Source organism: Thermus sp. NEB1569, from assembly GCF_022385295.1.
GTDB lineage: Bacteria > Deinococcota > Deinococci > Deinococcales > Thermaceae > Thermus > Thermus scotoductus.
Window position 1 is genome coordinate 23,134 of sequence record NZ_CP092445.1, and the last position, 25,541, is coordinate 48,674.

A 25,541-nucleotide genomic window follows, 5' to 3' on the forward strand; every position below is an offset into this window, starting at 1 on the left:
TTTATACCAGGGCCACCAGGGCCCTCACCACCTTTTCCGGATCGTGCTGGGCCAAGGGGCCCTCCTCCCGGAAATCCCCCGTGATCACCCTCACCCCGTCCGCGGCGAAGGGCCTCGGGTCAAAGGCCACGGGAAAACGCCCTTCTGCCGCATACCGCCCTTGGACTTCCTCCGGGATGGGGGCGGTGTGCACCAGGACCACCTCGGGCCTCCTGCCGAGATGGTAGGCGATGGCCTTGTAGTGGTCGTAAGCGGTGTAGCCATCGGTTTCCCCCGGCTCGGTCATGAGGTTCACCACGTAGACCAGGGGGGCCTTTGCCTTGGCCATGGCCTCCAGGAGGGGCTTGGGCAGGAAGCTGGGGATGACGCTGGTGTAGAGGCTTCCCGGGCCCAGAACCAGGAGGTCCGCCTGGCGGATGGCCCTGAGGGCTTCCTCCATGACCCGCTGGGGCTCGGGTTCCAGGAAGACCTCCTGGATCCGCCCCCTTTTTTCCCGAATGACCACCTCGCCCACCACCTCCGAACCATCGCGGAAGCGGGCCTTAAGCCGCACCGCCTCGGGGGTGGCGGGAAAGACCTGGCCTCTAAGCTGCAGGATGGCGTTGGCCTCGAGGATGGCCTGGGCGAAGTTCCTGGCCTCCTGGTTCAGGGTCAAGAGGAAGAGGTTGCCGAAGGTGTGGCCCTTAAACTCCCCTTCCTGGAAGCGGTGGTGCAGGAGCTTGGGAAGGGCGGGGTGGTCGGAAAGCGCCGCCAGGCAGTCCACCAGATCCCCCACCGCCGGCAGGCCGAAAGCTAGCCGGAGCCGGCCCGTGGAGCCCCCATCGTCGGTCACGGCCACGATGGCGGTGGTGTTGGCCGTGTGCTCCTTTAGGCCCCTGAGCACCCGGGAAAGCCCGGTCCCACCGCCAAAGGCCACCACCTTGGGACCCTGCTCCAACCTCCTGCGCACGTAGACCCTTTCCGGCACCGCCTCGGGCTCGGTGAAGGCGGAGAGCATGCTCCGGTTCATGCTCCTTACCCCTCCCACCAAGAGGGTGAGGCCCAGGAGGACAAGGCCCAGGGCCCAGGGTTCCGGGGGTGGAGGAGGGAGGAAGCGGGCAAGCCCAAAGGCCATGAGGCCTACCCCCAGGCCCGCCAAGGCGGCGTAGCGCTTGACCCGCATCCCCGGGTAGAGCCAGCGAAGCGGGGGAAAGCGCCGGGCAAGCCCTTTGGCTACCCGGTACAATCCCTGGTACTTACTCCTCCTTGTCCACATCCCGGTGGCTCACCTCCACCCGGAACCGGCTGGAGAGCTCCTCGGCAAGCCGCTCGGCCACGGCCACGCTCCGGTGCCTTCCCCCGGTGCACCCCACGGCCACGGTGTAAAAGGCCCTGCCTTCCTTCTGGGCTCCCTCCGCCGCCAGCCCCACCACCGCCAGCAGGGCCCGGTAGTAGGGCTCGTACTCTTCCCGGAACACGTAGGCCTGCACCTCGAGGTCAAGCCCCGTCTTGGGCTTGAGGGTGGGGTCATAGTGAGGGTTTGGCAGGGGGCGCACGTCCAGGACCAGATCCGCCTCCTGGGGCGGGCCCCACTTGAAGCCAAAGGAGATGAGGCGCAGAAGAAAGCCCGCCTCCTCCCCCAAAAAGAGCACCAGGGCGTCCTTGAGGGCCCTTGGGGAAAGCTCCGAGGTATCCAGGACCAGGTGGGCCCTGGCCCGTAAAGGACCCAGGATGCGGCGTTCCTCCCCGATCTCCCGCATGAGATTTCCCGCTCCCAGGGGGTGGACCCTCCGGGTCAGGTTGTAGCGGCGCAGGAGGACCTCGGGGCGGGCCTCGAGGTAGACCACGGTGGGCTTGAGCTGGTCCAATACCCTTTCCAGATCCCCGAAGAAGGCCAGGGCCCGGGCGTCCAGCACCACCCCGGCCCGCTCCACCCCCCTTCGGCTCAGTTCCTGCAAAAGGGCTTCCCACAGACTTGGGGGAAGGTTGTCCACCATGAAGTAGCCCAGGTCCTCAAGGTATCCCCTGGCCGTGGTCTTGCCCGCTCCGGAAAGCCCCGAAAGCACCAGAAACCGCATCCCCTTGACTATACCCGCCTCCTCAGCCAGAGGTTGAAAAGGGAAAGGAGGAAAAGCCCAGGAAGCCCCACCACCCCGATGAGGAGGTCGTGGGTGCGCTCCACCAGAAGGAGGGAAAGGCCCGCTATGGCGTTCAGGGTTCCGTGGAAGAGGGCTGCCGCCAGCACCGAGCCTGCCTTTTCCCGGACCCAGAGGAGCCCGGGGGTCAGGGCCAAGGTGAAAAGGATCATCATGGGAACGCCGAGGAGAGGTTCTCTGGGATAGTTATGGCCGGCCAGGATAAGGGGAGCATGCCACAGGCCCCACCAGAAGCCGATTTCCAGGCTGGCGGGCCAGAAGCCCCGCACCTTTAGTTTTTCCCACAGGTACCCCCGCCACAAAAGTTCCTCTCCCAAAGCGGCCAGGAGGTTTACCGTGGCTCCCGCCACCAGGGCGGAGAGGATGAGGACCAGGGGGAAAAGCGCAGAGAGGGTTTCCGGGATCGCCTGGGCTGCTTCCTGGGGCGCGGTTTGCCGGAGGGCTTCCCATCCTTTCCAGGCACCGAAGGGAAGGCTTAAGGGAATGGAAAGCAGGGTGAGGGCCACGGGGAAGAGCCAGGCGAAAAGCCAGTAGCGGTTGGGCCGTAGGGCAAGGGGGAGGCGCACTCCCTCCTTGCGGGCGAAGGAAAGGGCCACCAGGCCGGGAATCCACATGTAGAGGAAGCCAAAGGCCAGATAGGCAGGGCTACCCACCCGCCCGCCCTGCAGGTAAAAGGCCAGGAAGGCCACCCAGGAAAGCCCCAGGGTCCAGTAAAGGGCCCTCATGCCACCTCCTTCCACTTCAGCAGGGGAAGGGGGTCTTCCGGGTTGAGAAGAAGCCCGGAGCCGTTTTTGAGCACCAGGAGCACTCCCTCCCCCCGCCTGGCTCCCACGAGGGCTTCCACGGATAGTCCCTCCAGCCGGAGCCGCTTGCGGTGGTAGCCGGGCATGGAGACCTCCCCCTGAAGGGTCCACCAGGGAAGGGCGAAGGTGAGGAGCCTCACCTCCGCCACCTCCGAGCGGTGGATCGTGCGGCGGCCTAGGGGGTGGTGGATGACGAGCACCGGGCCATTTAGCTCGTAGAAAAGCCTCTGGGGAAACCCCATGAGCCAGTAGAGGAGGCCCCCCATCAGGAAGAGGTCCACCAGGAGGATGCCGAGGAGGAGGGGGAGGCTTTCGGGATCCTCCCGGGCGGCCAGGAGGATAACCCCGCCCAAGGCCAGGAGGGAGAAGAGGAGCAAGACCAGGAAAAACCGCCTAGGGTTCCCGTCCCTCTTCGGGTGGAGCCTCATCCTTCCACCTCCCCGCCTTCTTGGCGGCTTCTTTAAGGAGAAACTCTATTTGGGCGTTCACGCTCCTCAGCTCGTCCTGGGCCCATTTCTCCAGCACCCGATAGAGCCTTGGGTCAAGCCTTAAAAGGAAGCGCTTCTTCTCCTTTTCTCTCACCCCACCCCCTTAGGTGTACAGGGTACCCACGTTCATCACCGGCTGGGCCTGGGCCTCAGCCACCAGGGCCACCATGAGGTTGTTCACCATGGCTGCCCGGCGCTCCTCGTCCAGGGCGATCCCCTGGGCCTCGAGGCCCAGGAGGGCTTCCTTCACCATGCCCACCGCTGCCTCCACGATGAGCCTCCTGGCCGCCACCACCGCCAGGGCCTGCTGCCGGCGGAGCATGGCCTGGGCGATCTCCGGAGCGTAGGCCAGGTGGGTGAGGCGGGCCTCCAACACCTCCACCCCTGCCACCTTGAGGCGCTCTTGCACCTCGGCCTTGAGTTCCTTGGCGATTTCCTCAGGATTTCCCCTCAAGGATTTGCCCTCAGCATCGTAGGGGTAGCGGCTCGCCAGGGCCCTTATGGCCGCCTCCGACTGGATGGCCACGAAGCTCTGGTAGTTCTCCACCTGGAAAAGAGCCTTGGCCGTGTCCACCACCCGCCACACCACCACGGCGGCGATCTCTATGGGGTTTCCCTGGGCGTCGTTCACCTTGAGCTTATCGGAGGTGAAGTTGTGGACCCTAAGGGAAACCCGTTTTCGCTGGGCCAGGGGGTTGGTGAAGTGGAAGCCTTCCTCCCGGACGCTACCCACGTACCGCCCCAGGAAGACTATGGCCACCGCCTCGTTGGGTTGCACGGTGAAAAGCCCCGCCGCTAAAAGCCCCGAGGCCAGAAGAGCGGGGATGAGGTGCCATAGGTAAAGTTCCCCGTCGCTCACCAACTCGTACCCTACCCAGCCTAGCCAAAGGAGGTCCAGGAGAAGGACCAGAAGGGCCAGAAAGCCATTTTGCCGCCATGCCGCAGTTTCCTTTACCTCGCGCATACCGCCTCCTTTTAGTTCCTAAAGACCACCTCTTCCCGGGAGAAGACCCTAACCGCCACCAGGAGGGCAAGCCCGGCGTAGACCAGGGTGGAACCCCAGGTGAGGCCTGCCTGCAGGGGGCTTGCGCTTCCCTTCAGGAGGGCATCCATAAGCAGGGCCACGTTGAAAAGGGGGAGAAGGTAGTGCCAGGTCTGTAGCTCCAGGAAGCCCCTAAACTGCAGGAATAGGAGGGGCAGAAGGGCCAAAAGCTGCAGGGGCACCACGTAGCTCTGCGCCTCCTTGAAGCTCCGGGCGAAAAGCCCCAGGCTCACCATCACCGCCCCCATGAAGAGGGCCAGCAGGAAGGCGGAGAGGAAGAGGGCAAGAAAGCTGGTTCCGTCCAGGGTTAGCTGGCCGCCCAGTTCCAGGGTCTGGCCGGTTTCCCTGAAAAGACGGCCGCCAAACTCCGCCGCCAGGGCCAGGCCCACAAGCCCCGATATCCCGGAAAGAAGGGCCATGGCCACCGTGGCCAGGGTTTTGCCCAAGGCCAGGTGCCAGAGGGGCACCGGGGCCATGAGGAGGGCCTCGAGGGTCCCCTTCTCCTTCTCCCCCGCGGTGGCGTCCACCGCCACCACCTGGCCCCCGCTGAGGACGAAGACCACCAGGAAGAAGGGGAGGAGGAACCCCAAAAGCCCTGCCCTCTTTTCCCCCTCGGGGGAAGCGTCCACCACCTCCACCTGGAAGGGAGTGAGGACCTGGTGGGGGATTCCCCTCTGGGCCAGGGCCTCGGCCACCTTGGCCTCCTTAAGGGCTTGCAGGGCCCCTTGCACCTTGCTCACCGCCACCTGCCCCTCCGTGAGCCCCCCTGCCAGGCGGCCATAGACCCGGTACACCCCCTGCTCGTAGCGGACGCCCACGGGATACTTCCCCTCCCGCACGGCTCCCTCGGGGTCGGGGTGGGCTTTGGGGGAGAGTCCGGCCTGCTCCAGGGCGCGGAGGGCTTCTTCGGGCAGGTTCAGGACCGCCACCTCCTGCTTCCTCTCCTGGGCGCCCTGCAGGAGCCTTTGGAGGACCAGGCTGGGCCCGAACATGAAAATGGGCATGAGCAGCACAGGAAGGATCAGGGTGGAGAAGACCAGCTTGCGGTCGCGAAAGACCTGCACAAGTTCCTTCCAGAAGATGCGGTAGATATCCCTCATGCGGCCTCCTTCACCCTGCGCACGAACGCTTCCTCTAGGCTTCCCTCCCCCAGGGCCAGGGCTTCCTCCTTGCTTCCCTCATAGACCAGCCGGCCCTGGTGCAAAAAGCTCACCCGGTCCGCCACCTCCTCCGCCTCGCTCATCACGTGGGTGGAGTAGATGATGGCGTTGCCCAGCTGGCGGTAGGCCTTGACGAAGTTCAAAAGAGCCCTGCGGGCGAACACGTCCAGCCCCGCCGTGGCCTCGTCCAGAAGGAGGACGGGAGGGCGGTGGAGGATGGCGCGGGCGATGACCACCTTCTGGCGCATGCCGGTGGACATCTCCATGACCCTTCGCTCCAGGGTTTCCTCCATCTCCAAAAGGTCCGCTACCCAGTCCAGGGCCTCCTGGAAGGCCTGGCCCTCGAGGCCGTAAAACCCGGCGAAAAACCGCAGGACCTCCCGCCCGGTAAGGCGGTCGTAAACCCGCATGCCCCCGTTTACTAAGCCCAGGCGCCGCCGCACCTCTAGGGGCTCTCGGGCCACGTCAAATCCAGCCACCTTGGCCCTGCCCTTCGTGGGCCGAATGAGGGTGGAGAGGATGCGCAAGGTGGTGGTCTTTCCTGCCCCGTTGGGGCCTAAGAGGGCATAGACCTCCCCGGGGGACACCTGGAAGGTGAGGTCCCGCACGGCCAGGCGCTGGCCGTAGGCCTTGGTGAGACCGGCGACTTCAATCATATATCTAAGTGATATCATACCACCCTATCCGGGTCAAGGGCCATAATGGATTTGCATGAAGGCCATGACCTTCTGGGTCAAGCCGCAAAGCTCCATTGAGGCCCTGCCCGAGGCCAAAGACCTGGTGCAGGACCTCCTGGAGCTTTTCTATGAGTACTTTCCTGAGTACCAGGGATGTCTGGGTTTCTCCCAGTCCCCCCGCAGGCCCCGCTACCTCTTTCTCTACATGGAGGGTCCCTGCGGTGGGCTTCTGCCCAGCGCCACCCAGTTTTTAAAGGACCTTTTAGAAACTGCCTTTCCCCAGGCCGAGGTCCGGGTCTACGGTAAGCCCTGGCCTTAGCGGCGCTTCTTCACCAGCCACGCCTCTTCCCGCACTCCCTCCCGGGCGTTCACCACCCGGGCTAAGACGAAGAGGAGGTCGGAAAGGCGGTTCAGGTAGCGGATAACCTCCGGGTTCACCGGCTCCTCCCGGCTTAGGGCCACCACCTTGCGCTCCGCCCGGCGCACCACGGTGCGGGCCAGGTGCAGGGCTGCCGCCGCCGGGTGCCCTCCGGGAAGGATGAAGCCCCGGAAGGGAGGGCTTTCCTCCATGTAGCGGTCAATGGCTTCTTCCAATCCCTCCACATCCTGGGTATCCATGCGGGCGATGTTCTTCTCGTAGGGGCTGCCCATGCGGGTGGCCAGGTCGGCCCCCAGGTCAAAGAGGGCATTTTGGATGCGCTCCAGGAGGTCGTGCAGGTCCAGGTGCTCCTGGGGAAGGAGGCTTCGCGCCAGGCCCAGGGCGGAGTTGGCCTCGTCCACGGTGCCGTAGGCCTCCACCCGGGGGTGGGCCTTCACCACCCGCTCGGCCCCATAGAGGCCAGTCTCCCCTGCATCCCCGGTTTTGGTATAGATCTTCATGGCCCCATTGTAGAGCCTAAAAAACGCTCCCCCGGGTTTCCCCGGGGGTTTTGGCGGGCCCGAGAGGATTCGAACCCCTGACCTGCTGATCCGTAGTCAGCCGCTCTATCCAACTGAGCTACGGGCCCAAGCCGACCTCTAAGGTAGCACGGGAAAGGCATTTTTGTCAACAATGGCCTTGGTGCGGAATAAGCGTCTAGAAGCCCATCTTCTCGCCCTGCTTCGGGGGCCCAGGACCCTCGCTGCTTTCCCGCCAGGGAAACAACTAAAGGACCTCCACACCCAGCTTCAATCCCTCCGCCCCGGGCTCAGGAAGGCCACCCTTTTCGCCCTCCTGGTGCGGCTCAGGCGGGAGGGAAAGGTGGCCTTTTGCCAGGGATGTTTCTCAGCGAGGAAAGAGAAGGATTCGGATATTTAGCCCATCCGTAAGCTGGATTTCCCACTGGCCTCCCGCGGGAAGGTTTTCCAGGGCAAACCGCACCTCCCCCGCCCGGTGCCAGAGGCCCAAGGCGGTGCGGGTTCCATCTGAAGACACATGGAAAAGGGAAAAGTAGGGGTAGCCCTGGATGTGGACCAGGAGGAAGCCCCCTTCCTCCTTTAGCTCCACCTGGGGTTCCGCCTGGGGAAGAAGGGGGAGGGTGGCCTCCTTGAGGAGCTGGCTTCCCAGGTAAAGCCCCACCCGGGTGTAGGGGTTCAGGGGCAGGCGGGCCTGGAAGTGGAGGGTACCTTCGGAGTCTTTCAGGATGTGGACGGGCACCTCGAGGGGGCCTCCCGGTCCTTCTGCCCGCAGGCGGTAGGCGGAGGGCTTCCCTTCCGGGGCAGCGTTGAGCTTCAAGGGAGGGTTGAACACCACCTCCCCATCCCGGATGCGCCCAGAGAAGAGGAGACCGGCTTCCATTAAGGACAAAGGTGCTGGAGGAGAGGTTTCCAGGAAGCTTTGTGCCCCCTCATAGGTGTAATCGGAAACCCACTGGGGGCCGCAGTAGCTCATGAGGTCGTAAAACTGGCTGGGGTCCTTTAAGGAGCCGTTGGCGAGATCGTACCCCCAGGTGCCGATCTTGGCGCCTGCGTAGGGATAGTTGGGGTCGCCGGATACCCCACAAGGGGCGTGCTCCCGGTCAAAGTTATGCCCCAGCTCGTGGGCCATGACCGCAGGAGCGCTCTCAGAGTAGTCCCACCCCGCGGCCACGGGATAGCCCAGGTAGCCAATCCCGGCGATGCCCGAGGTGTAGGAAACCCTGACGAAGCCATAGTAGTAGCGGTTGCTTCCATCGGCCTGGCGGAGGAGGCGAAGTTCGTCCAGAAGCCGGGCCCAGGTGTTTCCGTCGCTGGGGCTTAAGGTACCGGAGAAGGTATAGGGCGCGCGGGTGGTGAAGGAGACTTCCTTTAGGGGCCAGGCCCGCCAAAGGGTCTGGCTAAAGCTGGGTACTTGCGCTTGTTGCCCTTGATGGATCACGGGAACCACGGTCAGGTAGAGCACCGTACCCGCACCCACGCTGGGAATGAGGGTTAAGAGGTTGTCGCTTTCGTTGTTCTCGGCTACCTGACCCTGGGGGTCGGCCTGGAGTTCCACCCGTAGCCCAGGGGCCACCCAGTTGCTCGGCAGGGTGGCGGTACAGGTGGTGGCCAGGTTTCCTGGGTCCGTGGTGGTGGGAATGGGACTTGGACAGGAGAAAGCCAGGTTGCCCTGGAAGGTACTGTTCAAATACACCGCTCCGGCCAAGGGATTGCTCAGGGAAATGGGAGAGAGGCTTGACAGAAGGTGGACCCTGAGCAGGGTGGGTTTGCCCGTTACCAGACGCAGGTTCTCCTTGAGCACCGTCTGGCCCCATTCGGCCTTGGCGATGTACAGGTTGGCTTGGGAAGAGGTGGATATCGTCAGGTTCAAGTTGGCTGTTTTGGTAATGGTGCCTCCCGTGGCGGTCAGGGTGAGGGTATAGTTCCCAGGGGAGGCGCTGGTGCCCACGCTCACCGTGACCGCCTGCGTCTGGGTGCCACTGATGTTCCAGGGATTGTGCTGGAAACCGATCTGCACCCCGGGAGGAGCCCCGCTCACGCTCAAGTTTACCTGTCCTTGGAAACCATTCTGGGGTGTTAGCGTCAAGGTGGTGGAGCCGCTACCCCCTTGCTGAACGGAAAGGCTTATGGGGTTTAGGGAGATGTTGAAGCCCGGTGGTGCTGTGACTGTCAGGGCCAGGTTGGCGGTCCGGGTGGTGGATCCTGCGCTGGCCTTCACCCTGAGGTTGTAGGTGCCGGTGGCCACGCTCTGAGCTACCGCTACCGTCAAGGTCTGGGTCATAGGGTTGGTGCCGGTTACGTTTAGGCTACCGGGACTCAGGGAGATGCCGCTGGGTGCAGGGGAGCCGTCTTGCCGCTCCAAGGTCAGGATTACCGGTCCCGTGAACCCGTTTTGTGGCGTCAGGGTTAGGTTTGTGGTGCTGCTAGTCCCTTGCGGAACCGTGAGGTTGGTGGGGTTTAAGGCGATGCTGAAGTCTGGGGATGGGGGAGGGGCCGTAACGGTGAGGGTAAGGGGTGCTTCCCGCACCAGATTTCCTCCCTGACCCCGCACGAAGAGGTTGTAGGTGCCAGGGGAAAGGGTAGGGGAGGCCGTGAGCTCCAGCATGGGCGCAGAGGGAACAGGGGTACTGGTTGGGCTCAGGCTCACGCCGGAAAAAGGGTTCTTGTTGGCATCCACCAGGCTCAGATTGATGGGGCCAGAGTAGGTTCCCGTCACAGCAAGGCGGACATAAACCCGGTCTCCTTGGGCCACGGTAAGGGAGGAGCCCTCGAGGGTCATCGTGAAATCCCCTGCCGTGGCCTGGGTGACGGTGAGGGTCAGGTCCGCTTCCCGGCTGATGCCACCTCCCGTGGCCCGGACCTTAAGGGCGTGGGTACCGGTGGGGGTGGAGGAAGCCACGGCCAAAGTTAGGGGCTGCGTCACAGGGTCTGGGCTGGTGATGTCCAGGCTTCCAGGGGAGAGGGTTATCCCTGCCGGAGCATTCACCAGGGCCAGGCTTACGGTGCCGGTGAAACCGTTTCGGGGAGTGAGGGTGAGCTGAACAATGCCGTTACCACCCTGCTGAAGGGTCAGGCTTGAGGGGGTTAGGACAAGGGTAAAGTCGGGCGGTGGAGGAGGCGCTGTGACTGTCAGGGCCAGGTTGGCGGTCCGGGTGGTGGATCCTGCGCTGGCCTTCACCCTCAGGTCGTAGGTTCCTGTGGGAACACCCTGTCCTACTTGCACGGTTAGGGCCTGGCTTACCGGGTTCGGCCCCGTCACATTTAGATTGCCAGGGGAAACGGTGATCCCACTGGGAGCTGGGGACCCATCTTGGCGTTCCAGGGAGAGGCTCACCTGGCCCGTGAACCCGTTTTGCGGGGTGAGGGTTAGGGTTGTGGCGGTGGTTTGCCCCTGCTGGACGCTGAGGTTGCTGGGGCTGAGGCCAAGGGTAAAGTCCGGGGGTGGCGGTGGCGAGGCCACCTCGAGGGTCAGGGAAGCTGTCTTGTTGATGGAGCCCGCAGTAGCTCTAAGCCTGAGGGGGTAGGTCCCTGGGGAAACACTGCTTCCCACACTGAGGGTCAGGGCTTGGTTTACTGGGATGGAGCCTGTGACGCTCAAGCTGGTGGGGGAAAGGTGGAGGCCGATGGGAGCTGGCGTACCATCCTGCCTTTCCAGGGCAAGGCTCACCACTCCCTTGAAACCATTCTGGGGGGTTAGGGTTACAGTGGTTAGTTGACTCGTTCCCTGGGTGGCAATGAGGGTGGAGGGATTGAGTTCAACCGCAAAGTCGGCAGCTGGGTGAGGGGATAGTATGCTGTTGCACGCAGTGAAGAGGAGTAAAAAAGCTAGGACGAAAAGGGTTTTTCTCCCCATCCTCTCCACCTTAATCTCCGCCCAAGTCCAAAGGATGAGAGATGCTATCCTGGGCCTTAATGCGGCCGGGACTCGAGGCCAAGCGGCTGGTCCTCAAGGTGGGAAGCGCCGTGTTGGCGGGGCCCCAAGGGTTAGAGCAGGGGGTGATGCAGGAGATTGCCCGCCAGGTTCTGGCCCTGCGCCAGGAGGGGCGGGAGGTGGTTCTGGTTTCCTCGGGGGCGGTGGCGGCGGGGATGGCGGCCTTGGGCCTGCCCCGCCCCCAGGACATGCCCACCAAGCAGGCCCTGGCCGCCATCGGCCAGCCTCTTCTCATGGCCTATTGGCGGGAAGCCTTCACCCCTACCCCGGTGGCCCAGGTGCTCCTCACCGCCGAGGATCTGGCGAGCCGCGGGCGCTACCTGAACGCCAAGGCCACCCTGCAGGCCCTTTTGCGCCTGAAGGCGGTTCCCATCATCAACGAGAACGATACGGTGGCCTTCCAGGAGATCCGCTTCGGGGACAACGACCAGCTTTCCGCCCGGGTGGCGGCCCTGGTGGAGGCGGGGCTTTTGCTCCTCCTTTCCGACGTGGACGCCCTTTATGAGGATGACCCCAAGAAGAACCCCAGCGCCCGCCCCATCCCGGAAGTGGAGCGGGTGGAGGCCGTGCTGGCCCATGCTGGGGAGGGAAATCCCCTGGGAAGCGGGGGGATGCGCTCCAAGCTCCTTGCCGCCCGCATCGCCGGAAGGGTGGGGATACCCACCCTCCTTCTCCCGGGAAGAAGGCCCGGGGTGATCCTCGAGGCTCTGGCAGGAGCTCCCTTGGGTACGTACTTCCACGCCAGAAGGCGGTACCGGGGCCAAAGGGCCTGGCTTTACAGCCTCCTTCGGCCCAAGGGGGAGCTGGTGCTGGACGCCGGGGCGGTGAGGGCTCTAAGGGAGAAGGGGGCAAGCCTCTTGCCTGCCGGTATCAAGGCGGTGCGGGGGCGGTTCGGTCGGGGAGAGGCGGTGCGCCTCCTCACCGAGGCAGGGGAAGAGGTGGGGGTGGGCCTGGCCAACTACGCCGCCGAGGAGATTGAGCGCATCAAGGGGCACAAAAGCGCCGAGATCGAGGCTTTACTGGGCTATCGCTACACGGAGGAGGTGGTCCACCGGGACCACCTGGCGTTGAAGGAGGAGGCATGGGGGAGTTAGCTGCTTCCCAAAGGGAACATCTTGAGAAAACGCTGAGAGAACTGGCGGAAGGAGCCAGGGCCCGGCTTCCCGAGATCGCCAAGGGGAACCGGGACGGGGCTCTGCTGGCCATGGCCCGCCTTTTGGAGGAAGCCTGGCCGGAGGTGCTAAAGGCCAACCAAGAGGACCTCAAGGAGGCGGAGGAGGCGGGGCTATCCCGGGCCAAGCTGGACCGCCTGGCCCTCAAGGACAAGGACCTTAGGAGCCTCGCCGAGGGTCTTCGTCAGATTGCCGCTCTCCCGGATCCCTTGGGGAGGATCGAGGGGCTTAGCAAGAGGCCAAACGGCCTTAGGGTGGGAAGGATGCGGATCCCCTTGGGCCTCATCGGCTTCATCTACGAGGCCCGGCCCGGGGCCACGGTGGAGGCGGTTTCCGTGGCCTTGAAGGCGGGAAACGCCATGCTCCTCAGGGGAGGGAAGGAGGCTTTCCGCTCCAACCAGGCCCTGGTTTCCCTGTGGCACCGGGCCTTGGGGGAGGCCGGGCTTCCTGTGGAGGCGGTGAGCCTGGTGCCCACCACCGAGCGAGAGGCCATCCTGGCCATGTGCCGCCTGGAGCTATTGGACTTCCTCATCCCCCGGGGTGGGGAGGAGCTCATCCGTCTGGTGCAACGGGAGGCCCGGGTGCCGGTCCTGGCCCACGCCAAGGGGGTGAATCACCTCTACGTGGACGAGAGGGCGGACCTGGATATGGCTCTCCGCCTGGCCATTAACGGCAAGACCCAGCGGCCTGCCGTGTGCAATGCCCTCGAGGCCGTCCTGGTGCACGAGAGGGTGGCCGAGGTCTTTCTTCCCATGCTGGAAAAGGCCATGCGGGAAAGGGGTGTGGAGCTCAGGGCCTGCCCCAAAGCCCTTCCCCTCCTGAAGGAAGCGGTACCCGCCCAGGAGGAGGAGTGGGACTGGGAGTATCTGGACTTGATCCTGAGGGTGAAGGTGGTTTCCAGCCTGGAAGAAGCCCTGGAACACATCGCCCGCTACAGCTCCCGCCACACCGAGGCCATCTGCACGGAGGATCCCAAGGCCGCCTGGCGGTTTCTGGAAGAGGCGGACGCCAGCCTGGTCCTGTGGAATGCCTCCACCCGCTTCAACGATGGTTTCCAGCTGGGCCTGGGGGCGGAGATCGGCATCAGCACCTCCAAGCTCCACGCCTACGGCCCCATGGGGCCCATGGAGCTCACCACCACCAAATGGGTGGCCCTGGGGGAAGGGCAGGAGCGGGAGTAGGTGCCCCCTAGGGGAGGTAGGGGAGGATGCCCGCCGGGGGGAGCGGGTAGGGAAGGGAAGCCCGTGCTGCAGAAGGTGTTACGCCTTTACACGCAGACCCATGTGCCCTTCTTCGCTGCTGCCCTAGCCTACTACGCTCTTCTTTCCCTCATGCCCCTTCTCTTTCTCCTGGTGGGGGTCTTTGGCCTTTTCCTCTCGGGAAGCGAGGCCCTGAGAGAGGGTTTTTTGGGGGGAGTGAAGGCCTTGGCCGAGGGTCTTTTCCCGGCCCGGCCTGAGCTGGCTCAGGACCTACTCCGCTTCCTCACCCGGGGGGCTTTCCCCCTCACCCTGGTGAGCGCCCTCTTCCTCCTTTGGTCGGGAAGCAATTTCTTCGCCGCCCTGAGCTACGCCCTGGGGCTCATCTTTAGCCGCCCCCTGGGTTTTCGCCACCGCCTTTTGGGCCTCCTCATGCCGGTGGTCTTGGGCCTGGCCCTCATCCTCCTGGCCCTTTTGGGCCTGGCCCTGGGGTTTCTCCTCCGCTTCCTCCCCCCGGAGTGGCGGGGGGCCTTGGGGCCCCTGGAGGCTTTTTTACCCCTATTCCTGGCCTTTTTGCTCTTTCTTTTTACCTACGCCTTTTTCCGCGGCCTCAAAGGGTTTCGCCACCTGGTGCCCTTGAGCGTGGGGGCAGGGGTGGCAGCCCTTCTCTTCGAGGGGGTGCGGCTTGGACTTCCCAAGCTCCTTCCCCGCTCCCAGTACGAGCTCCTCTACGGACCCCTGGCGGGGTTTGTCCTGGCGCTACTCGGCCTATATCTCGTGCTTTGGGTCTTCCTCCTGGGGGCGGTGGTGGCGAGGGCGATGGAGGACTAGGGCGCCCCACGCTTTTTTGCCGGGTTGCAGTATCATGTTCCCATGAGTCCGGCCAGGCTAATCCCCTAAGGCGGGAAGGGGCTTGGCCGTCCCTTCCCCTTGGGGGAAGGGTTTTTTTGAGGGAGGAGCGCATGGAGAAGTACAACCCGCACGCCATAGAGCCCAAGTGGCAACGCTTCTGGAAGGAAAAGGGCTTCATGAAGGCCAAGGAGGTCCCGGGAAGGAAGGGGAAGCAGTACGTGCTGGTCATGTTCCCCTATCCCTCCGGGGACCTGCACATGGGCCACCTGAAGAACTACACCATGGGGGACGTCCTGGCCCGCTTCCGCAAGGTGCAGGGGTATGAGGTCCTCCATCCCATGGGCTGGGATGCCTTTGGCCTGCCCGCGGAAAACGCCGCTTTGAAGTTCGGCCTCCACCCCAGGGACTGGACCTACGAGAACATCCGCCAGGCCAAGGAGAGCCTCGAGCTCATGGGCATCCTCTACGACTGGGACCGCGAGGTGACCACCTGCGAGCCCGACTACTACCGCTTCAACCAGTGGATCTTCCTGAAGATGTGGGAAAAGGGCCTGGCCTACCGGGCCAAGGGCCTGGTGAACTGGTGCCCCAAGTGCCAGACGGTCTTGGCCAACGAGCAGGTGGTGGAGGGCCGCTGCTGGCGGCACGAGGACACCCCGGTGGAGAAGCGGGAGCTGGAGCAGTGGTACCTGCGCATCACCGCCTATGCGGAAAGGCTTCTTGAGGACCTCGAGGGCCTGGACTGGCCGGAAAAGGTGAAGGCCATGCAGCGGGCCTGGATCGGCCGGTCGGAGGGGGCGGAGATCGAGTTCCCCGTGGAGGGCCTTAAAGAGGCCATCACCGTCTTCACCACCCGGCCCGACACCCTTTTTGGAGCCACCTTCATGGTCCTGGCCCCGGAGCACCCCCTCACCTTAAGGCTTGCCTCTCCCGAAAGGCGGGCTGAGGTGGAGGCCTATGTGGAGGCTGCCAAGCGCAAGACCGAGATCGAGCGCCAGGCGGAAGGCCGGGAGAAGACGGGGGTTTTTCTCGGGGCCTACGCCATCAACCCCGCCACCGGGGAGAAAATCCCCATCTGGACTGCGGATTACGTGCTTTACGGCTACGGCACCGGGGCCATCATGGGGGTGCCCGGGCACGACCAGAGGGACTTTGAGTTCGCCCAGAAGTTCGGCCTTCCCATAAGGAAGGTGATCGAGCGCCCGGGTGAGCCCTTGCCCGAGCCCCTGGAGGCCGCCTACGAGGAGCCCGGCATCATGGTGAACTCGGGGCCCTTTGACGGCACCCCCAGCGAGGAGGGCAAGAAGAAGGTGGTGGCCTGGCTGGAGGAGAGGGGCCTGGGGCGGGCCAGGGTCACTTACCGCCTTAGGGACTGGCTCATCAGCCGCCAGCGCTACTGGGGCACCCCCATTCCCATGGTCCACTGCGAAGCCTGCGGGGTGGTGCCGGTTCCCGAGGAGGAGCTTCCCGTCCTCCTCCCCGACCTCAAGGACATCGAGGACATCCGGCCCAAGGGGAAAAGCCCCCTGGAGGCCCACCCCGAGTTCTACGAGACCACCTGCCCCAAATGCGGTGGCCCCGCCAAGCGGGACACCGACACCATGGACACCTTCGTGGACTCCAGCTGGTACTACCTGCGTTACACCGACCCCAAAAACGATCGGCTTCCCTTTGCCCCCGAGAAGGCCGACTTCTGGATGCCGGTGGACCAGTACATCGGCGGGGTGGAGCACGCCGTGCTTCACCTCCTCTACAGCCGCTTCTTTACCAAGTTCTTTCACGACCTGGGGATGGTGAAGGTGGAGGAACCCTTCCAGGGGCTTTTCACCCAGGGTATGGTCCTGGCCTGGACGGACTTCGGCCCCGTGGAGGTGGAGGGGGAGAGGGTGCGTCTGCCCGAGCCTACGAGGATCCGGCTGGAGATCCCCGAGAGGGAGCTTTCCCTGGAGGAGGTGCGGAAGATGGGGGCGGAGCTCAGGCCCCACGAGGACGGCACCCTTCACTTCTGGAAGCCCGCGGTGATGAGCAAGTCCAAGGGCAACGGGGTCATGGTGGGGCCCTTTGTGAAGGAGGAGGGGGCGGACATCGCCCGCATCACCATCCTCTTCGCCGCACCCCCCGAAAACGAGATGGTCTGGACCGAGGAGGGGGTGCAGGGGGCCTGGCGCTTCCTGAACCGCATATGGCGCCGGGTGGCGGAGGACCGGGAGGCCCTTTTGGCCACCTCGGGCCAGTTTGTCGCCGAGAGCCTGGAGGGTCCGGACCGGGAGCTTTACCAGAAGCTCCACGCCACCCTCAAGAAGGTCACGGAGGACCTCGAGGCCCTGCGCTTCAACACCGCCATCGCCGCCCTGATGGAGCTCTTGAACGCCCTCTACGAGTACCGCAAGGTGCGGCCCGTGACCCCCGTCTACCGCACCGCCATCCGCTACTACCTGCAGATGCTTTTCCCCTTTGCCCCCCACATCGCGGAGGAACTTTGGCACTGGTTCTGGCCGGATAGCCTCTTTGAAGCCGGCTGGCCCGAATTGGACGAAAAGGCCTTGGAAAAGGATGTGGTGGAGGTGGCGGTGCAGGTGAACGGGAGGGTGCGGGGAACCATCCGGATTCCCAAGGACGCCCCCCTGGAGGTGGCCAGGGCCGAGGCCCTCAAGGTGAGAAACGTTCAGGCCCATGTGGAGGGCAAGGCCATCGTGAAGGAAATCTACGTCCCCGGCAAGATCCTCAACCTGGTAGTGCGGGGATAGGGAAAAGAAGCCGGGTGGGTACCACCCTGGCCACCTCCTCCCCCACGGGGGTGAGGAAAAGTCCCTCGTCCCCTGCCCAGGCCAGAAGCCGTCCGTAGCCCAGGAGGAACCCTTCCCCGTCCAGGAGCCCGTAAAGCCGCTGGGGCTCGGGGGGTTCCATAGGGTATGCGGGCATGTGACCGAGGGGAAGGGGACGGGGCCTGGCTTCCTGGAAGTGGGCAAAAAGCCTTTCCAGGCGGTTTTTCCGCCTCTCGGCCGGGGTTTTCCTGCGGACCCCCTGAAGGGGCGGGGCCAGGCGCGCCCTTAGGTCCCTGCGCCAGGAAAGGGCCTGGTAGAGTTCCTCCCACCCCAGGACCAGCACCTCGGCGGGCACCAGGGCCTCGATCTGTAAGAGCCGAAACCCAGGGTCCAGGTAGCCATCCGTGTCGGCCACGGCGGGGCTTCCTTTGGGGATGAGGCGGGCTAGGCGCAGGGCCCCCACCACCGCCTGCGCCTCCATCCCTCTGGGGGACAGGGCCCCCAGAAGGTAGCGGCGTAGGGGGGTGAGGGTTCCTTCCCGGTAGTGGAAGAGGGTGAAGGCCCCGGGCAGGGCTCCCTGCCCCGGGTCCAGGTCCAGGAGGTAGGCTTCCTTGGCCTTTTCCAGAAGCCTTAAGGCCAGGGTGGACTTGCCGGTATCCGTGGGGCCAGCCAGGAGGAGCATCCCCCTTGAAACTACCCCATGCCCCGGGATCCCGGGGGCCTGTGGGATAACGTATTTTTGCCATGCCGCAAGAAAGTGTTATACTATGCCCAACATGGGGCTCTGGTTTGAGGAAAGCCAGGAGGAGCGGGCGGTCTTGGGGCCCTTCCGCGAGTTTCTCAAGGCGGAGGTGGCCCCGGGGGCGGCGGAGAGGGATCGCACGGGGGCCTTTCCCTTTGAGCTGGTGAGGAAGCTCGCCCAGTTCGGCGTCTTCGGGGCCACGGTGCCCGAGGCCTATGGCGGGGCGGGGCTTACAAGCCGGCTTTTCGCCCGCATGGTGGAGGAGATCGCTTATTACGACGGGGCCTTGGCCCTCACTGTGGCCAGCCACAACTCCTTGGCCACGGGGCACATCCTCCTTGCGGGGAATGAAAGGCAGAAGGAAACCTTCCTGCCCAAGCTGGCCTCGGGGGAGGCCCTGGGGGCCTGGGGGCTTACGGAGCCGGGGTCGGGTTCGGATGCCGCCGCCCTTAAAACCCGGGCCGAGCCGGTGTCCGGGGGATATGTGCTCAATGGCACCAAGCAGTTCATCACCCAGGGGAGCGTGGCCGGGGTGTACGTGATCGTGGCCCGCACCGACCCGGCTCCAAGCCCAGAGAGGAAGCACCTGGGCATCTCCGCCTTCGCCTTTTTCCGCCCGGAAACGGGCCTCCGTATCGGCCGCAAGGAGGAGAAGCTGGGCCTGAACGCCTCCGACACCGCCCAGCTGGTCCTCGAGGACCTCTTCGTGGCCGAGGACAGCCTTTTAGGGGAGAGGGGCAAGGGGTTTTACGATGTGCTCAAGGTGCTGGATGGGGGCAGGATTGGCATCGCCGCCATGGCGGTGGGCCTGGGAAGGGCGGCCTTGGACTACGCCCTGCGTTACGCCAAGCAAAGGGAGGCCTTCGGCAGGCCCATTGCCGAGTACCAGGGGGTTTCCTTCAAGCTGGCGGAGGCGGCCACGGAGCTGGAGGCGGCAAGGCTTCTTTACCTGAAGGCGGCGGAGCTTAAGGATGGGGGAAGGCCCTATACCCTCGAGGCCGCCCAGGCCAAGCTTTTCGCCAGCGAGGTGGCGGTGAAGGCCTGCGACGAGGCCATCCAGATCCTGGGGGGGTACGGGTACATCAAGGACTACCCCGTGGAGCGCTACTGGCGCGACGCCCGCCTGACCCGCATCGGGGAGGGCACCAGCGAGATCCTGAAGCTCATTATTGCCCGGCGCCTTCTAGAGTCGGTGTGAAGGTGAGGGCCTTGGGGGCCTTTAAGGCCAGCTGGCCGCAGGCTGCCCCCACGTCCTGCCCTCGGCTGAAGCGGATGGAGGTGGGAATCCCGAGCCGCCTCAGTTCCTCCGCGAAGGCCAGGATGCCCGCCTTAGGGGTGCCTTCCACGGGAGCACCTTCCCAGGGGTTAAAGGGAATCAGGTTCACGTGGGCGCTTATGCCCTTAAGGAGCTTGGCGAGAAGCCGGGCCTGCCAGGGGTGGTCGTTTAAACCCTTCAGGAGGGTGTACTCAAAGGTGACCCGCCTTTTGGTCCTGGCGTAGTAGTGGCGCACCGCCTCGAGGATCTCCCCCACGGAGTAGCGGTGGGCGGTGGGGATGATCTTCCTGCGGGTTTCGTCGTCGGGGGCGTGGAGGGAAAGGGCGAGGCGCACCCCTAAGTCCTCCTCCGCCAGGCGGTGGATGCCCTTGGGGATGCCCACGGTGGAGAGGGTGATGCGCCTTGGGCTCATGGCCAGGCCCTTGGGATGGAGCATGGTGCGGATGGCCTTAAGCACGTTGCCCAGGTTCAGGAGGGGCTCCCCCATGCCCATGAGGACCACGTTGCGGATATCCCTGGGGGAGATGCCCTGGTGGTGGGCGATGGCCAAAAGCTGGGAAAGGATCTCCGCCGCGGTGAGGTTGCGGCCAAAGCCCAAGGCCCCGGTGGCGCAGAAGGTGCACCCCGCGGGGCAGCCCACCATGCTGGAAAGGCAGACGGTCTTGCGGTTCTCGTAGGGCATGTAGACGGCTTCCGTCTTCTTTCCGTCCAACAGGGTGAAGAGGTACTTGACGCTTCCATCCCGGCTCGGGTAGGCCTCCACCAGGGCGAACTCGGAGATGCGCCACTCCCCGGCCAGGGCTTCCCGGAAGCCCTTGGGCAGGTCGGTCATCTCGGAGAAGTCCATGGCCCCCCGGGCGTAGAGCCAGTGGGCGATCTGGGCCTTGCGGTAGCCCTCGCCGGGAAGCTCTTCGGGGAGGAGTTCCAGGATAGACCTCATGCTACGCCTTCGTAGATCTCCCAAAGCCCCAGGATACCCTCTGGATAAGGTAAGTGAAGCGTATCCCCAGCGTAAGGGATACCCCCCACCAGTTCGTGGCGCACGGGACTAGCCTCTTCCAGGGCCAGATACTCCTCTTCCGTTAGCGGGCGCAAGGACCGCTCGGTCATCGTCCTATTGTAAGGCTTTCGCCGGGGTTTTTCAGCGTAGCCGCCCGTAACCCAGACCTAGCCCCAGGAGGAGAAGAAGAAGCCCCAAGGGCCTGGGCCGGGCCAGGAGCCCCAGGAAGCCCCCGAAGAGGAGAAGGCCCAGGCCCACCTTGGTGCGCCCATGCCGGTAGGCCCGGCCCGAGAGGAAGCCCAGAAGGAGGGGTAAGGTCCAGAGGACCAGGAGGAGGAGGCCCAGAAGAAAGGAAAAAGAGGCCATGGCTTGGGGCCCTAGAGGCGGTGGTCCTCCGGGGAGAAGCCCTCCACCCAGAAGCTGCCATCCGGCCGGTGCTCCTTCTTCCAGACGGGGAGGATCTGCTTTACCCGGTCGATGGCGTACTGGCAGGCGGCGAAGGCCTCCTTGCGGTGCCGGGCCGAAACCACGATGGCGATGGAGGCCTCCCCGGGGTTCACCCGGCCCAGGCGGTGCCAGAGGGCCACCCGGCCCAGGGGCCAGCGGGAGCGCATCTCCCCGATGATCTCCGCCATGACCTTTTCCGCCATGCCGGGATAGGCCTCGTACTCCAAGAAGGCCACCTCCTCCCCCCGGTTGGGGCTTCGGGTGGTGCCCAGGAAGCTCACCACCGCCCCGTACTCGGGGGCGGTGGCCCAGTCCACCAGGGCCTTAAGGTCCAAAGGTTCATGGGTGAGGCCGTAGGAGTCCTGCCCTCCCGAGACCGGGGGCAGAAAGGCCACCTCGTCCCCCTCCTTTAGGGGGGTTTCCCCCTGGGCCAGGGCCTGGTTTACCGCTGCCATGCCGCCCTCCAGCCTTAGGCCGGGAAAACGCTTCTCCAGGGCTTCTTTAGCGTGCAGGACCCGGGCCCCTTCGGGAAGCTCCAGGAAGAGGCGGTCCGTGCCCGCCTGTTCCCGGTAAAGGGCGAAGAGCCGCACTTCAACCCGCATGCTGCCCAGTATAGACCCGGCTGAGGCTCGAGGCCACGGAGAGGGCCTCGAGGTAGCGCATGCGCATGGGCCCCAGGAGCACCAGCTCCCCCAGCCACTCCCCCCGGGCGAAGCCCGCCTGCACCTGGGAAAGGCCCTCCACCTCCCCCACCCGCACGTCCACCCGGCCGGGAGGGGTCAGGACTGCCTCGTCCCCTCCGGCTTCGTAAAGGGTCACCAGGCGCTCCAGAAAGCCGGGATCCTTGGCCTCCGGTTCCTTTAAGGCCTCGGCCAGCCCCTCGCGGTAGACGAGGGAAAGGCCTGCGGAAAGGGCCCGGGAGAGATGGGCGAAAAGCTCCTCCAGGCCCCTGGGGGCCGGGGGCAGGACGGCAAAGGGTCCGGAGAGGGCTTCTTCCGCCTTCCTTAGGCGCTCTGTGGGAAGGCTGAGGGGAAGGCGGGCCTCCTTCACCCTTCCCCCTTCCAGGACGAAAACCGCCAGGGTTCCTTCCGGCAGGGGGGAGAGGTGGACCTGGAGCACCTTGGGGGAGTTCCTGGGCCTCAAGCGCAGAAGAGCAGGGTACCCAGAAAGCCCCACGGCCATCTTCACCAAGAAGGCCTCGGGCTCTTTGGCTCCTTCCAGGGCCCGCTGGAGCCGCTCCTGGGTGGCCTCGGGAAGGGGTTTTGGGGGGAGGAGGGAAAGGGAGTACTGGCGGAAGGCCTGCCGGGTGGGGACCCTTCCGGCGGAGGCGTGGGGTTTGGAGAGGTAGCCCATCTCCTCGAGGGCGATGAGCTCATAGCGCGCCAGGGCAGGGGAAAGCCCCAGCCCCTCGGCGAGCCTCGCCGAGGGCACCGGGGTTTTGGTCCTTATGTATTCCTCCACCAGGAGGTGAAGGATGGCCCGCTGCCTAGCCGTCACATCCTCATTGTACCGGGGTTACCGCGGCCTCGTCCTCCTCCCCGGTGCGGATCCGGTAGACCTTCTCCACCGGCAAAACGAAGATCTTTCCGTCCCCCACCTCCCCGGTGCGGGCGGCTTTGAGGATAGCCTCCACCGTGGGCCGAACGAAGGGTTCGGACACCCCGATCTCCAGGCGGATCTTCTCGTGCAGGGCCATCTTCACCGTGGTGCCCCGGTAGGTTTCCACCCTTTCCGTTTCCCCTCCGTGCCCCTGGATGCGGCTGATGGAAAGCCCCCGCACCTCCGCCCTGAAGAGGGCCTCCAGCACGTCCTGGAGCTTCTCCGGCCGGATGATGGCCACGATGAGTTTCATGCCTTACCTCCTGCAGGCTTGAGGGCAGGGGGGCTGGCCTCGGAAAGCACCAGGATGGCCCCTTCGCCTTCCACGTAGGCTTCCTCCCCGTGCTGGGTCACGTCCAGGCCCAGCCCTTCCTCCTTGGGGCTGGCCCGCAAGGGAGTGAAAAGACCCACCAGCTTCAGAAGGAGGAAGGTGCCGAGGGCGGAGTAGGCCACGGCCACCCCCACCGCCAGGGCCTGGATGGCAAGCTGCGCGGGGTTTCCGAAAAGAAGCCCGTCGGCTACCCCATTCCAGGCCTTCTCCGCCAGGAGGCCGGTGAGGAGAGCGCCGGTGATGCCCGCAATCCCGTGGGCGCCGAACACATCCAGGGAATCATCCAGCCGGGTCCTGGGCCGCCAGAGCAGGAAGAAATAGCTGGGGAAGGCGCTCACCGCCCCCAGCATCAGGGCGGACAGGGGGGATACGAACCCCGCTGCCGGGGTAATGGCCACCAGGCCCACCACGATGGCCGTGGCCAGGCCCACCGCCGTGACCTTGCCGGTGCGCAGGAGGTCCAGAAGAGCCCAGGCGGTGAGGGTGGCCGCAGGGGCGAGGAGGGTGTTCACAAAGGCCAGGCTGGCCAGGGCTCCGGAGCTCAGGGCGCTTCCCCCGTTGAACCCGAACCAGCCGAACCAAAGAAGGGCTGCCCCCAAGAGTACGAAGGGGACGTTATGGGGCAGGATGGCCTGGCGGCCGTAGTCCTTCCGGGCCCCCAGGACCAGGGCCCCCACCAGGGCGGCGATGCCGGCGTTGATGTGCACCACCGTGCCCCCGGCGAAGTCCAAGGCCCCTAAGGTGCCCAAAAATCCTCCACCCCAGACCCAGTGGGCCAGGGGAGCGTAGACCAATAGCCCCCAGAGGCTCAGGAAGAGAAGAAGGGCGGGAAAGCGCATCCTTTCCACCATGCCCCCCGTGAGGAGGGCGGCGGTAATGATGGCAAAGGTGCCCTGGAAGGCCATGAAGAGGAGATGGGGGATCTCCCCCTTGGCCTCGAGGCCCACTCCCTTCAGAAGGGCGTGGCCTAGGCCTCCCAGCCAGGGACCACCCTCGGCAAACGCCAGGCTGTACCCCAAAAGAGCCCAGCCTACCCCCACGAAGCCCAAGGCGGCGAAGCTCATCATCATGGTGTTCAAGGCGTTCTTGCTCCGCACCAGGCCGCCGTAGAAAAAGGCCAAAGCCGGGGTCATGAGGAGCACCAGGGCCGTGGAAACCAGCATCCAGGCCGTGGCTGCCCCATCCACCCCTTCTGCCAAGGCCAGTCCTGAAAGCCCGCTTGCCGCTATAAATAGGGTCTTCCGCATGGTCCTGCACCCCCTTAGGGCTGAGGGTAGCACCGGGTGTGCATAATGTCAAGCAGTAACTTGACACTTGACAAATAGTAGCGAGACATATAGCCAATCAAAACCGACTATGGTGCAAAGTGTCAGTGCAAAAGTGCGCAAATGTTCACCCAGCGCTGAACAACATTCTCAAGATGCCACCCCGTCGGCCCCGGGCCTCTCCCCTTAAACTGAGGCCCGTGACGTGGGAAGAACTCTTGGAGCGGCTTTCTTTGGGACAGGACGAGCGCACCCTCTTCCTGCCCCCGGACCTTTCCCCTGAGGAGCTGGCCCGCTACGCTGCAGGTCTAGCCAACCACCGGGGCGGGATCCTCTTCCTGGGGGTGGATGGGGAGGGACGGGTGGTGGGGGCCTCGGAGATCCACCCCTTGCAGATCACCCATGCCCTTTTCCAGCTCACCCAGGGGCTTCTCCTGCCCTATGTGGAGGTGATCGAGGGGCCTATGGGACGGGTTTTGGCCCTTCATGTACCGCAGAGCCCGGCGGCCATCGCCGTGGGGGCAGGGAGGGTGCCCTTTTGGGACGGTAAGAGGCTCACGGAGCTGAGGATGGGCCAGGCCCTGCCGGAGCCCGACTTCACCGCCCAGGTGTTGCCGGCGGCCAGCCTTTCCGACCTGGACCCGGTGGAGGTTCTGCGCCTTAGGCGCATCCTGGAGGAGCGGGGAAGCAACCTGGCGGCCTTGCCGGACCTGGAACTCCTCTTCGCCCTGGGGCTTTTGGAGCGGGTGGAGGGAGAGGATAAGCCCACGGTGGCGGGCCTCCTTCTGGCGGGAACCCCCTTGGCCCTGAAGCGGCTTCTTCCCCAGGCGGAGGTGAGCTACTACTTCCACGGTCAGCCGGATGGCTACCTTGAGGGCCCGGAGGGCTACGCCTTCAGGGAGGACATCCTGCGCTCCATCCCCGCCCTTTTGGAGCGGCTTAGGGACCTAATCCAGGCCAGGAACCGGGTGCGCTACCTCACGGTGGGCCTGTTCCGCCTCGAGGTCTGGGACTTTGACCAGGAAGTCTACCGGGAGGCCCTCTTAAACGCCTTGGTCCACCGGGACTGGCAAAGCCCGGATGCCATCCAGGTGCACCACTACCCGGATCGCCTGGAGGTTTCCAACCCGGGAGGCTTCCCTCCCGGCATCACCCCGGAAAACATCCTCCGCCACCCCCCGAAAAGGCGGAATCCCCGTCTGGCCGAGGCCCTCTACCGGCTTGGCTACGTGGAGCGGGCGGGAAGCGGGGTGGACAAGATGTACCGCCTCCTCCTCAAGTACGGCAAGGAGCCCCCGGAGTACCACCTTTTCCCCGAGGCCCTCACCCTGGTCCTCTACAACCCGGAGCTGGACGAGGCCTTCGTGCGGGAGCTGGCCGAGGCCCAGGAGCGCCTGGGTGGCTTCAGCCTGGACCACCTCATCGCCGTGGGCCACCTGCGGAGGGTGGGGGAGGCCACCTTGGAGGAGCTTTCCCGGGCCCTCCAGCTTCCTTTGGAGGCTGCCCGCAAGGTCCTCACCCGGATGGAGCGCATGGGCCTTTTGCGCAAGGAAGGGGGAAGGTACTACCTGGTGCGGCGCGATCCTTTGGGGGAAAGGGCCTTGGGCCTCCTGGCCAATCCCCTTTCCCGGCGGGAGGTGGAAGCCCAGCTGGGGCTTACCCCCAGGGCAACCCTGGCCTTGCTGAACCGGCTTATCCGGGAAGGCAAGGTGGAGCGGACGGGCCGGGGAGCCGCTACCCGTTACCGGAGGCGGGTCTAGGCC

Annotated in this window: 25 protein-coding genes and 1 tRNA gene; 7 read left to right on the top strand and 19 right to left on the bottom strand. The window is 64.8% G+C overall.

Annotated elements, in window-relative coordinates; genetic code table 11:
* Nucleotide 1 precedes the first annotated feature (1 nt).
* The 8 genes from yvcK to MI302_RS00645 form a co-directional block, all read right to left on the bottom strand.
* Complete coding sequence (gene yvcK, locus MI302_RS00610) at nucleotides 2-1,162, bottom strand: gluconeogenesis factor YvcK family protein (protein WP_126202514.1); 1,161 nt, start codon at nucleotides 1,160-1,162, stop codon at nucleotides 2-4.
* Nucleotides 1,163-1,235: 73 nt separating this feature from the next.
* Nucleotides 1,236-2,057, bottom strand: coding sequence for an RNase adapter RapZ (gene rapZ, locus MI302_RS00615; RefSeq protein WP_038031637.1), 822 nt, complete (start codon nucleotides 2,055-2,057; stop codon nucleotides 1,236-1,238).
* A gap of 8 nt (nucleotides 2,058-2,065) precedes the next feature.
* Nucleotides 2,066-2,860: a type II CAAX prenyl endopeptidase Rce1 family protein gene (locus MI302_RS00620; protein ID WP_239725918.1), complete on the bottom strand. Its 795-nt coding sequence runs from the start codon at nucleotides 2,858-2,860 to the stop codon at nucleotides 2,066-2,068.
* The gene (locus MI302_RS00625; RefSeq protein WP_038031633.1) at nucleotides 2,857-3,366 is read right to left on the bottom strand and encodes a hypothetical protein; all 510 of its coding nucleotides are present in this window, start codon (nucleotides 3,364-3,366) and stop codon (nucleotides 2,857-2,859) included. Before MI302_RS00625 ends, MI302_RS00620 begins: the two co-directional genes overlap by 4 nt.
* The gene (locus MI302_RS00630; RefSeq protein WP_015718336.1) at nucleotides 3,332-3,520 is read right to left on the bottom strand and encodes a hypothetical protein; all 189 of its coding nucleotides are present in this window, start codon (nucleotides 3,518-3,520) and stop codon (nucleotides 3,332-3,334) included. The genes MI302_RS00625 and MI302_RS00630 overlap by 35 nt, the downstream gene beginning before the upstream one ends.
* A gap of 9 nt (nucleotides 3,521-3,529) precedes the next feature.
* Nucleotides 3,530-4,390, bottom strand: coding sequence for an SPFH domain-containing protein (locus MI302_RS00635; protein WP_239725919.1), 861 nt, complete (start codon nucleotides 4,388-4,390; stop codon nucleotides 3,530-3,532).
* Nucleotides 4,391-4,401: 11 nt separating this feature from the next.
* Nucleotides 4,402-5,568: an ABC transporter permease gene (locus MI302_RS00640; protein WP_239725920.1), complete on the bottom strand. Its 1,167-nt coding sequence runs from the start codon at nucleotides 5,566-5,568 to the stop codon at nucleotides 4,402-4,404.
* Entirely contained in the window at nucleotides 5,565-6,284 is a 720-nt protein-coding gene (locus MI302_RS00645) for an ATP-binding cassette domain-containing protein (RefSeq protein WP_239725921.1), read from the bottom strand. The genes MI302_RS00640 and MI302_RS00645 overlap by 4 nt, the downstream gene beginning before the upstream one ends.
* Nucleotides 6,285-6,339: 55 nt before the next feature.
* Here MI302_RS00645 and MI302_RS00650 point away from each other — a divergent pair, with 55 nt between their 5' ends.
* The gene (locus MI302_RS00650; RefSeq protein ID WP_239725922.1) at nucleotides 6,340-6,624 is read left to right on the top strand and encodes a hypothetical protein; all 285 of its coding nucleotides are present in this window, start codon (nucleotides 6,340-6,342) and stop codon (nucleotides 6,622-6,624) included.
* Here MI302_RS00650 and MI302_RS00655 read toward each other — a convergent pair.
* The 3 genes from MI302_RS00655 to MI302_RS00665 form a co-directional block, all read right to left on the bottom strand.
* Nucleotides 6,621-7,184, bottom strand: a complete 564-nt coding sequence (locus MI302_RS00655) for a cob(I)yrinic acid a,c-diamide adenosyltransferase (protein ID WP_239725923.1) — start codon at nucleotides 7,182-7,184, stop codon at nucleotides 6,621-6,623. The genes MI302_RS00650 and MI302_RS00655 overlap by 4 nt on opposite strands.
* A 51-nt stretch (nucleotides 7,185-7,235) precedes the next feature.
* Nucleotides 7,236-7,312, bottom strand: a tRNA-Arg gene (locus MI302_RS00660).
* A 257-nt stretch (nucleotides 7,313-7,569) separates the two neighbouring features.
* Entirely contained in the window at nucleotides 7,570-10,869 is a 3,300-nt protein-coding gene (locus tag MI302_RS00665) for a hypothetical protein (RefSeq protein WP_239725924.1), read from the bottom strand.
* A 245-nt stretch (nucleotides 10,870-11,114) separates the two neighbouring features.
* Here MI302_RS00665 and proB point away from each other — a divergent pair, with 245 nt between their 5' ends.
* The 4 genes from proB to leuS all read left to right on the top strand — a co-directional run bounded on the left by proB (nucleotide 11,115) and on the right by leuS (nucleotide 17,100).
* Nucleotides 11,115-12,227: a glutamate 5-kinase gene (gene proB / locus MI302_RS00670; protein ID WP_026329082.1), complete on the top strand. Its 1,113-nt coding sequence runs from the start codon at nucleotides 11,115-11,117 to the stop codon at nucleotides 12,225-12,227.
* The gene (locus MI302_RS00675) at nucleotides 12,215-13,486 is read left to right on the top strand and encodes a glutamate-5-semialdehyde dehydrogenase (RefSeq protein ID WP_239725925.1); all 1,272 of its coding nucleotides are present in this window, start codon (nucleotides 12,215-12,217) and stop codon (nucleotides 13,484-13,486) included. Before proB ends, MI302_RS00675 begins: the two co-directional genes overlap by 13 nt.
* 63 nt (nucleotides 13,487-13,549) lie before the next feature.
* Entirely contained in the window at nucleotides 13,550-14,332 is a 783-nt protein-coding gene (locus MI302_RS00680) for a YhjD/YihY/BrkB family envelope integrity protein (protein ID WP_239725926.1), read from the top strand.
* A gap of 131 nt (nucleotides 14,333-14,463) precedes the next feature.
* The gene (gene leuS, locus MI302_RS00685) at nucleotides 14,464-17,100 is read left to right on the top strand and encodes a leucine--tRNA ligase (protein ID WP_239726534.1); all 2,637 of its coding nucleotides are present in this window, start codon (nucleotides 14,464-14,466) and stop codon (nucleotides 17,098-17,100) included.
* On the opposite strand, the gene MI302_RS00690 is transcribed toward leuS, so the two are convergent.
* The gene (locus tag MI302_RS00690; RefSeq protein WP_015718325.1) at nucleotides 17,078-17,800 is read right to left on the bottom strand and encodes a Clp1/GlmU family protein; all 723 of its coding nucleotides are present in this window, start codon (nucleotides 17,798-17,800) and stop codon (nucleotides 17,078-17,080) included. The genes leuS and MI302_RS00690 overlap by 23 nt on opposite strands.
* 94 nt (nucleotides 17,801-17,894) lie before the next feature.
* Between MI302_RS00690 and MI302_RS00695 the strand changes: the two genes are divergently transcribed.
* Entirely contained in the window at nucleotides 17,895-19,058 is a 1,164-nt protein-coding gene (locus MI302_RS00695; RefSeq protein ID WP_172960027.1) for an acyl-CoA dehydrogenase family protein, read from the top strand.
* Here the strand turns inward: MI302_RS00695 and rlmN are convergent.
* From rlmN to MI302_RS00730, 7 genes are read right to left on the bottom strand one after another with little or no spacing between them, the layout of a single operon-like run.
* On the bottom strand, nucleotides 19,027-20,076 hold the full coding sequence (gene rlmN, locus MI302_RS00700) for a 23S rRNA (adenine(2503)-C(2))-methyltransferase RlmN (protein WP_015718323.1): 1,050 nt from the start codon (nucleotides 20,074-20,076) through the stop codon (nucleotides 19,027-19,029). The two genes, MI302_RS00695 and rlmN, sit on opposite strands and share 32 nt — an antisense overlap.
* The gene (locus tag MI302_RS12220) at nucleotides 20,073-20,246 is read right to left on the bottom strand and encodes a hypothetical protein (protein ID WP_370687350.1); all 174 of its coding nucleotides are present in this window, start codon (nucleotides 20,244-20,246) and stop codon (nucleotides 20,073-20,075) included. Before MI302_RS12220 ends, rlmN begins: the two co-directional genes overlap by 4 nt.
* 31 nt (nucleotides 20,247-20,277) lie before the next feature.
* Complete coding sequence (locus MI302_RS00710) at nucleotides 20,278-20,502, bottom strand: hypothetical protein (RefSeq protein ID WP_239725927.1); 225 nt, start codon at nucleotides 20,500-20,502, stop codon at nucleotides 20,278-20,280.
* 11 nt (nucleotides 20,503-20,513) lie between these two features.
* Nucleotides 20,514-21,185 (bottom strand): molybdenum cofactor biosynthesis protein MoaE, encoded by a 672-nt coding sequence (locus tag MI302_RS00715; RefSeq protein ID WP_019551270.1) that lies wholly within the window; start codon nucleotides 21,183-21,185, stop codon nucleotides 20,514-20,516.
* Complete coding sequence (locus MI302_RS00720) at nucleotides 21,175-22,080, bottom strand: HrcA family transcriptional regulator (protein WP_239725928.1); 906 nt, start codon at nucleotides 22,078-22,080, stop codon at nucleotides 21,175-21,177. The genes MI302_RS00715 and MI302_RS00720 overlap by 11 nt, the downstream gene beginning before the upstream one ends.
* A 4-nt stretch (nucleotides 22,081-22,084) precedes the next feature.
* On the bottom strand, nucleotides 22,085-22,435 hold the full coding sequence (locus MI302_RS00725; RefSeq protein WP_028493696.1) for a P-II family nitrogen regulator: 351 nt from the start codon (nucleotides 22,433-22,435) through the stop codon (nucleotides 22,085-22,087).
* The gene (locus MI302_RS00730) at nucleotides 22,432-23,760 is read right to left on the bottom strand and encodes an ammonium transporter (protein WP_239725929.1); all 1,329 of its coding nucleotides are present in this window, start codon (nucleotides 23,758-23,760) and stop codon (nucleotides 22,432-22,434) included. The genes MI302_RS00725 and MI302_RS00730 overlap by 4 nt, the downstream gene beginning before the upstream one ends.
* A 218-nt stretch (nucleotides 23,761-23,978) precedes the next feature.
* Here MI302_RS00730 and MI302_RS00735 point away from each other — a divergent pair, with 218 nt between their 5' ends.
* Nucleotides 23,979-25,538 carry an ATP-binding protein gene (locus MI302_RS00735; RefSeq protein ID WP_239725930.1) on the top strand — a complete coding sequence of 520 codons (1,560 nt, stop codon included), beginning with the start codon at nucleotides 23,979-23,981 and terminating at the stop codon, nucleotides 25,536-25,538.
* Nucleotides 25,539-25,541 lie beyond the last annotated feature (3 nt).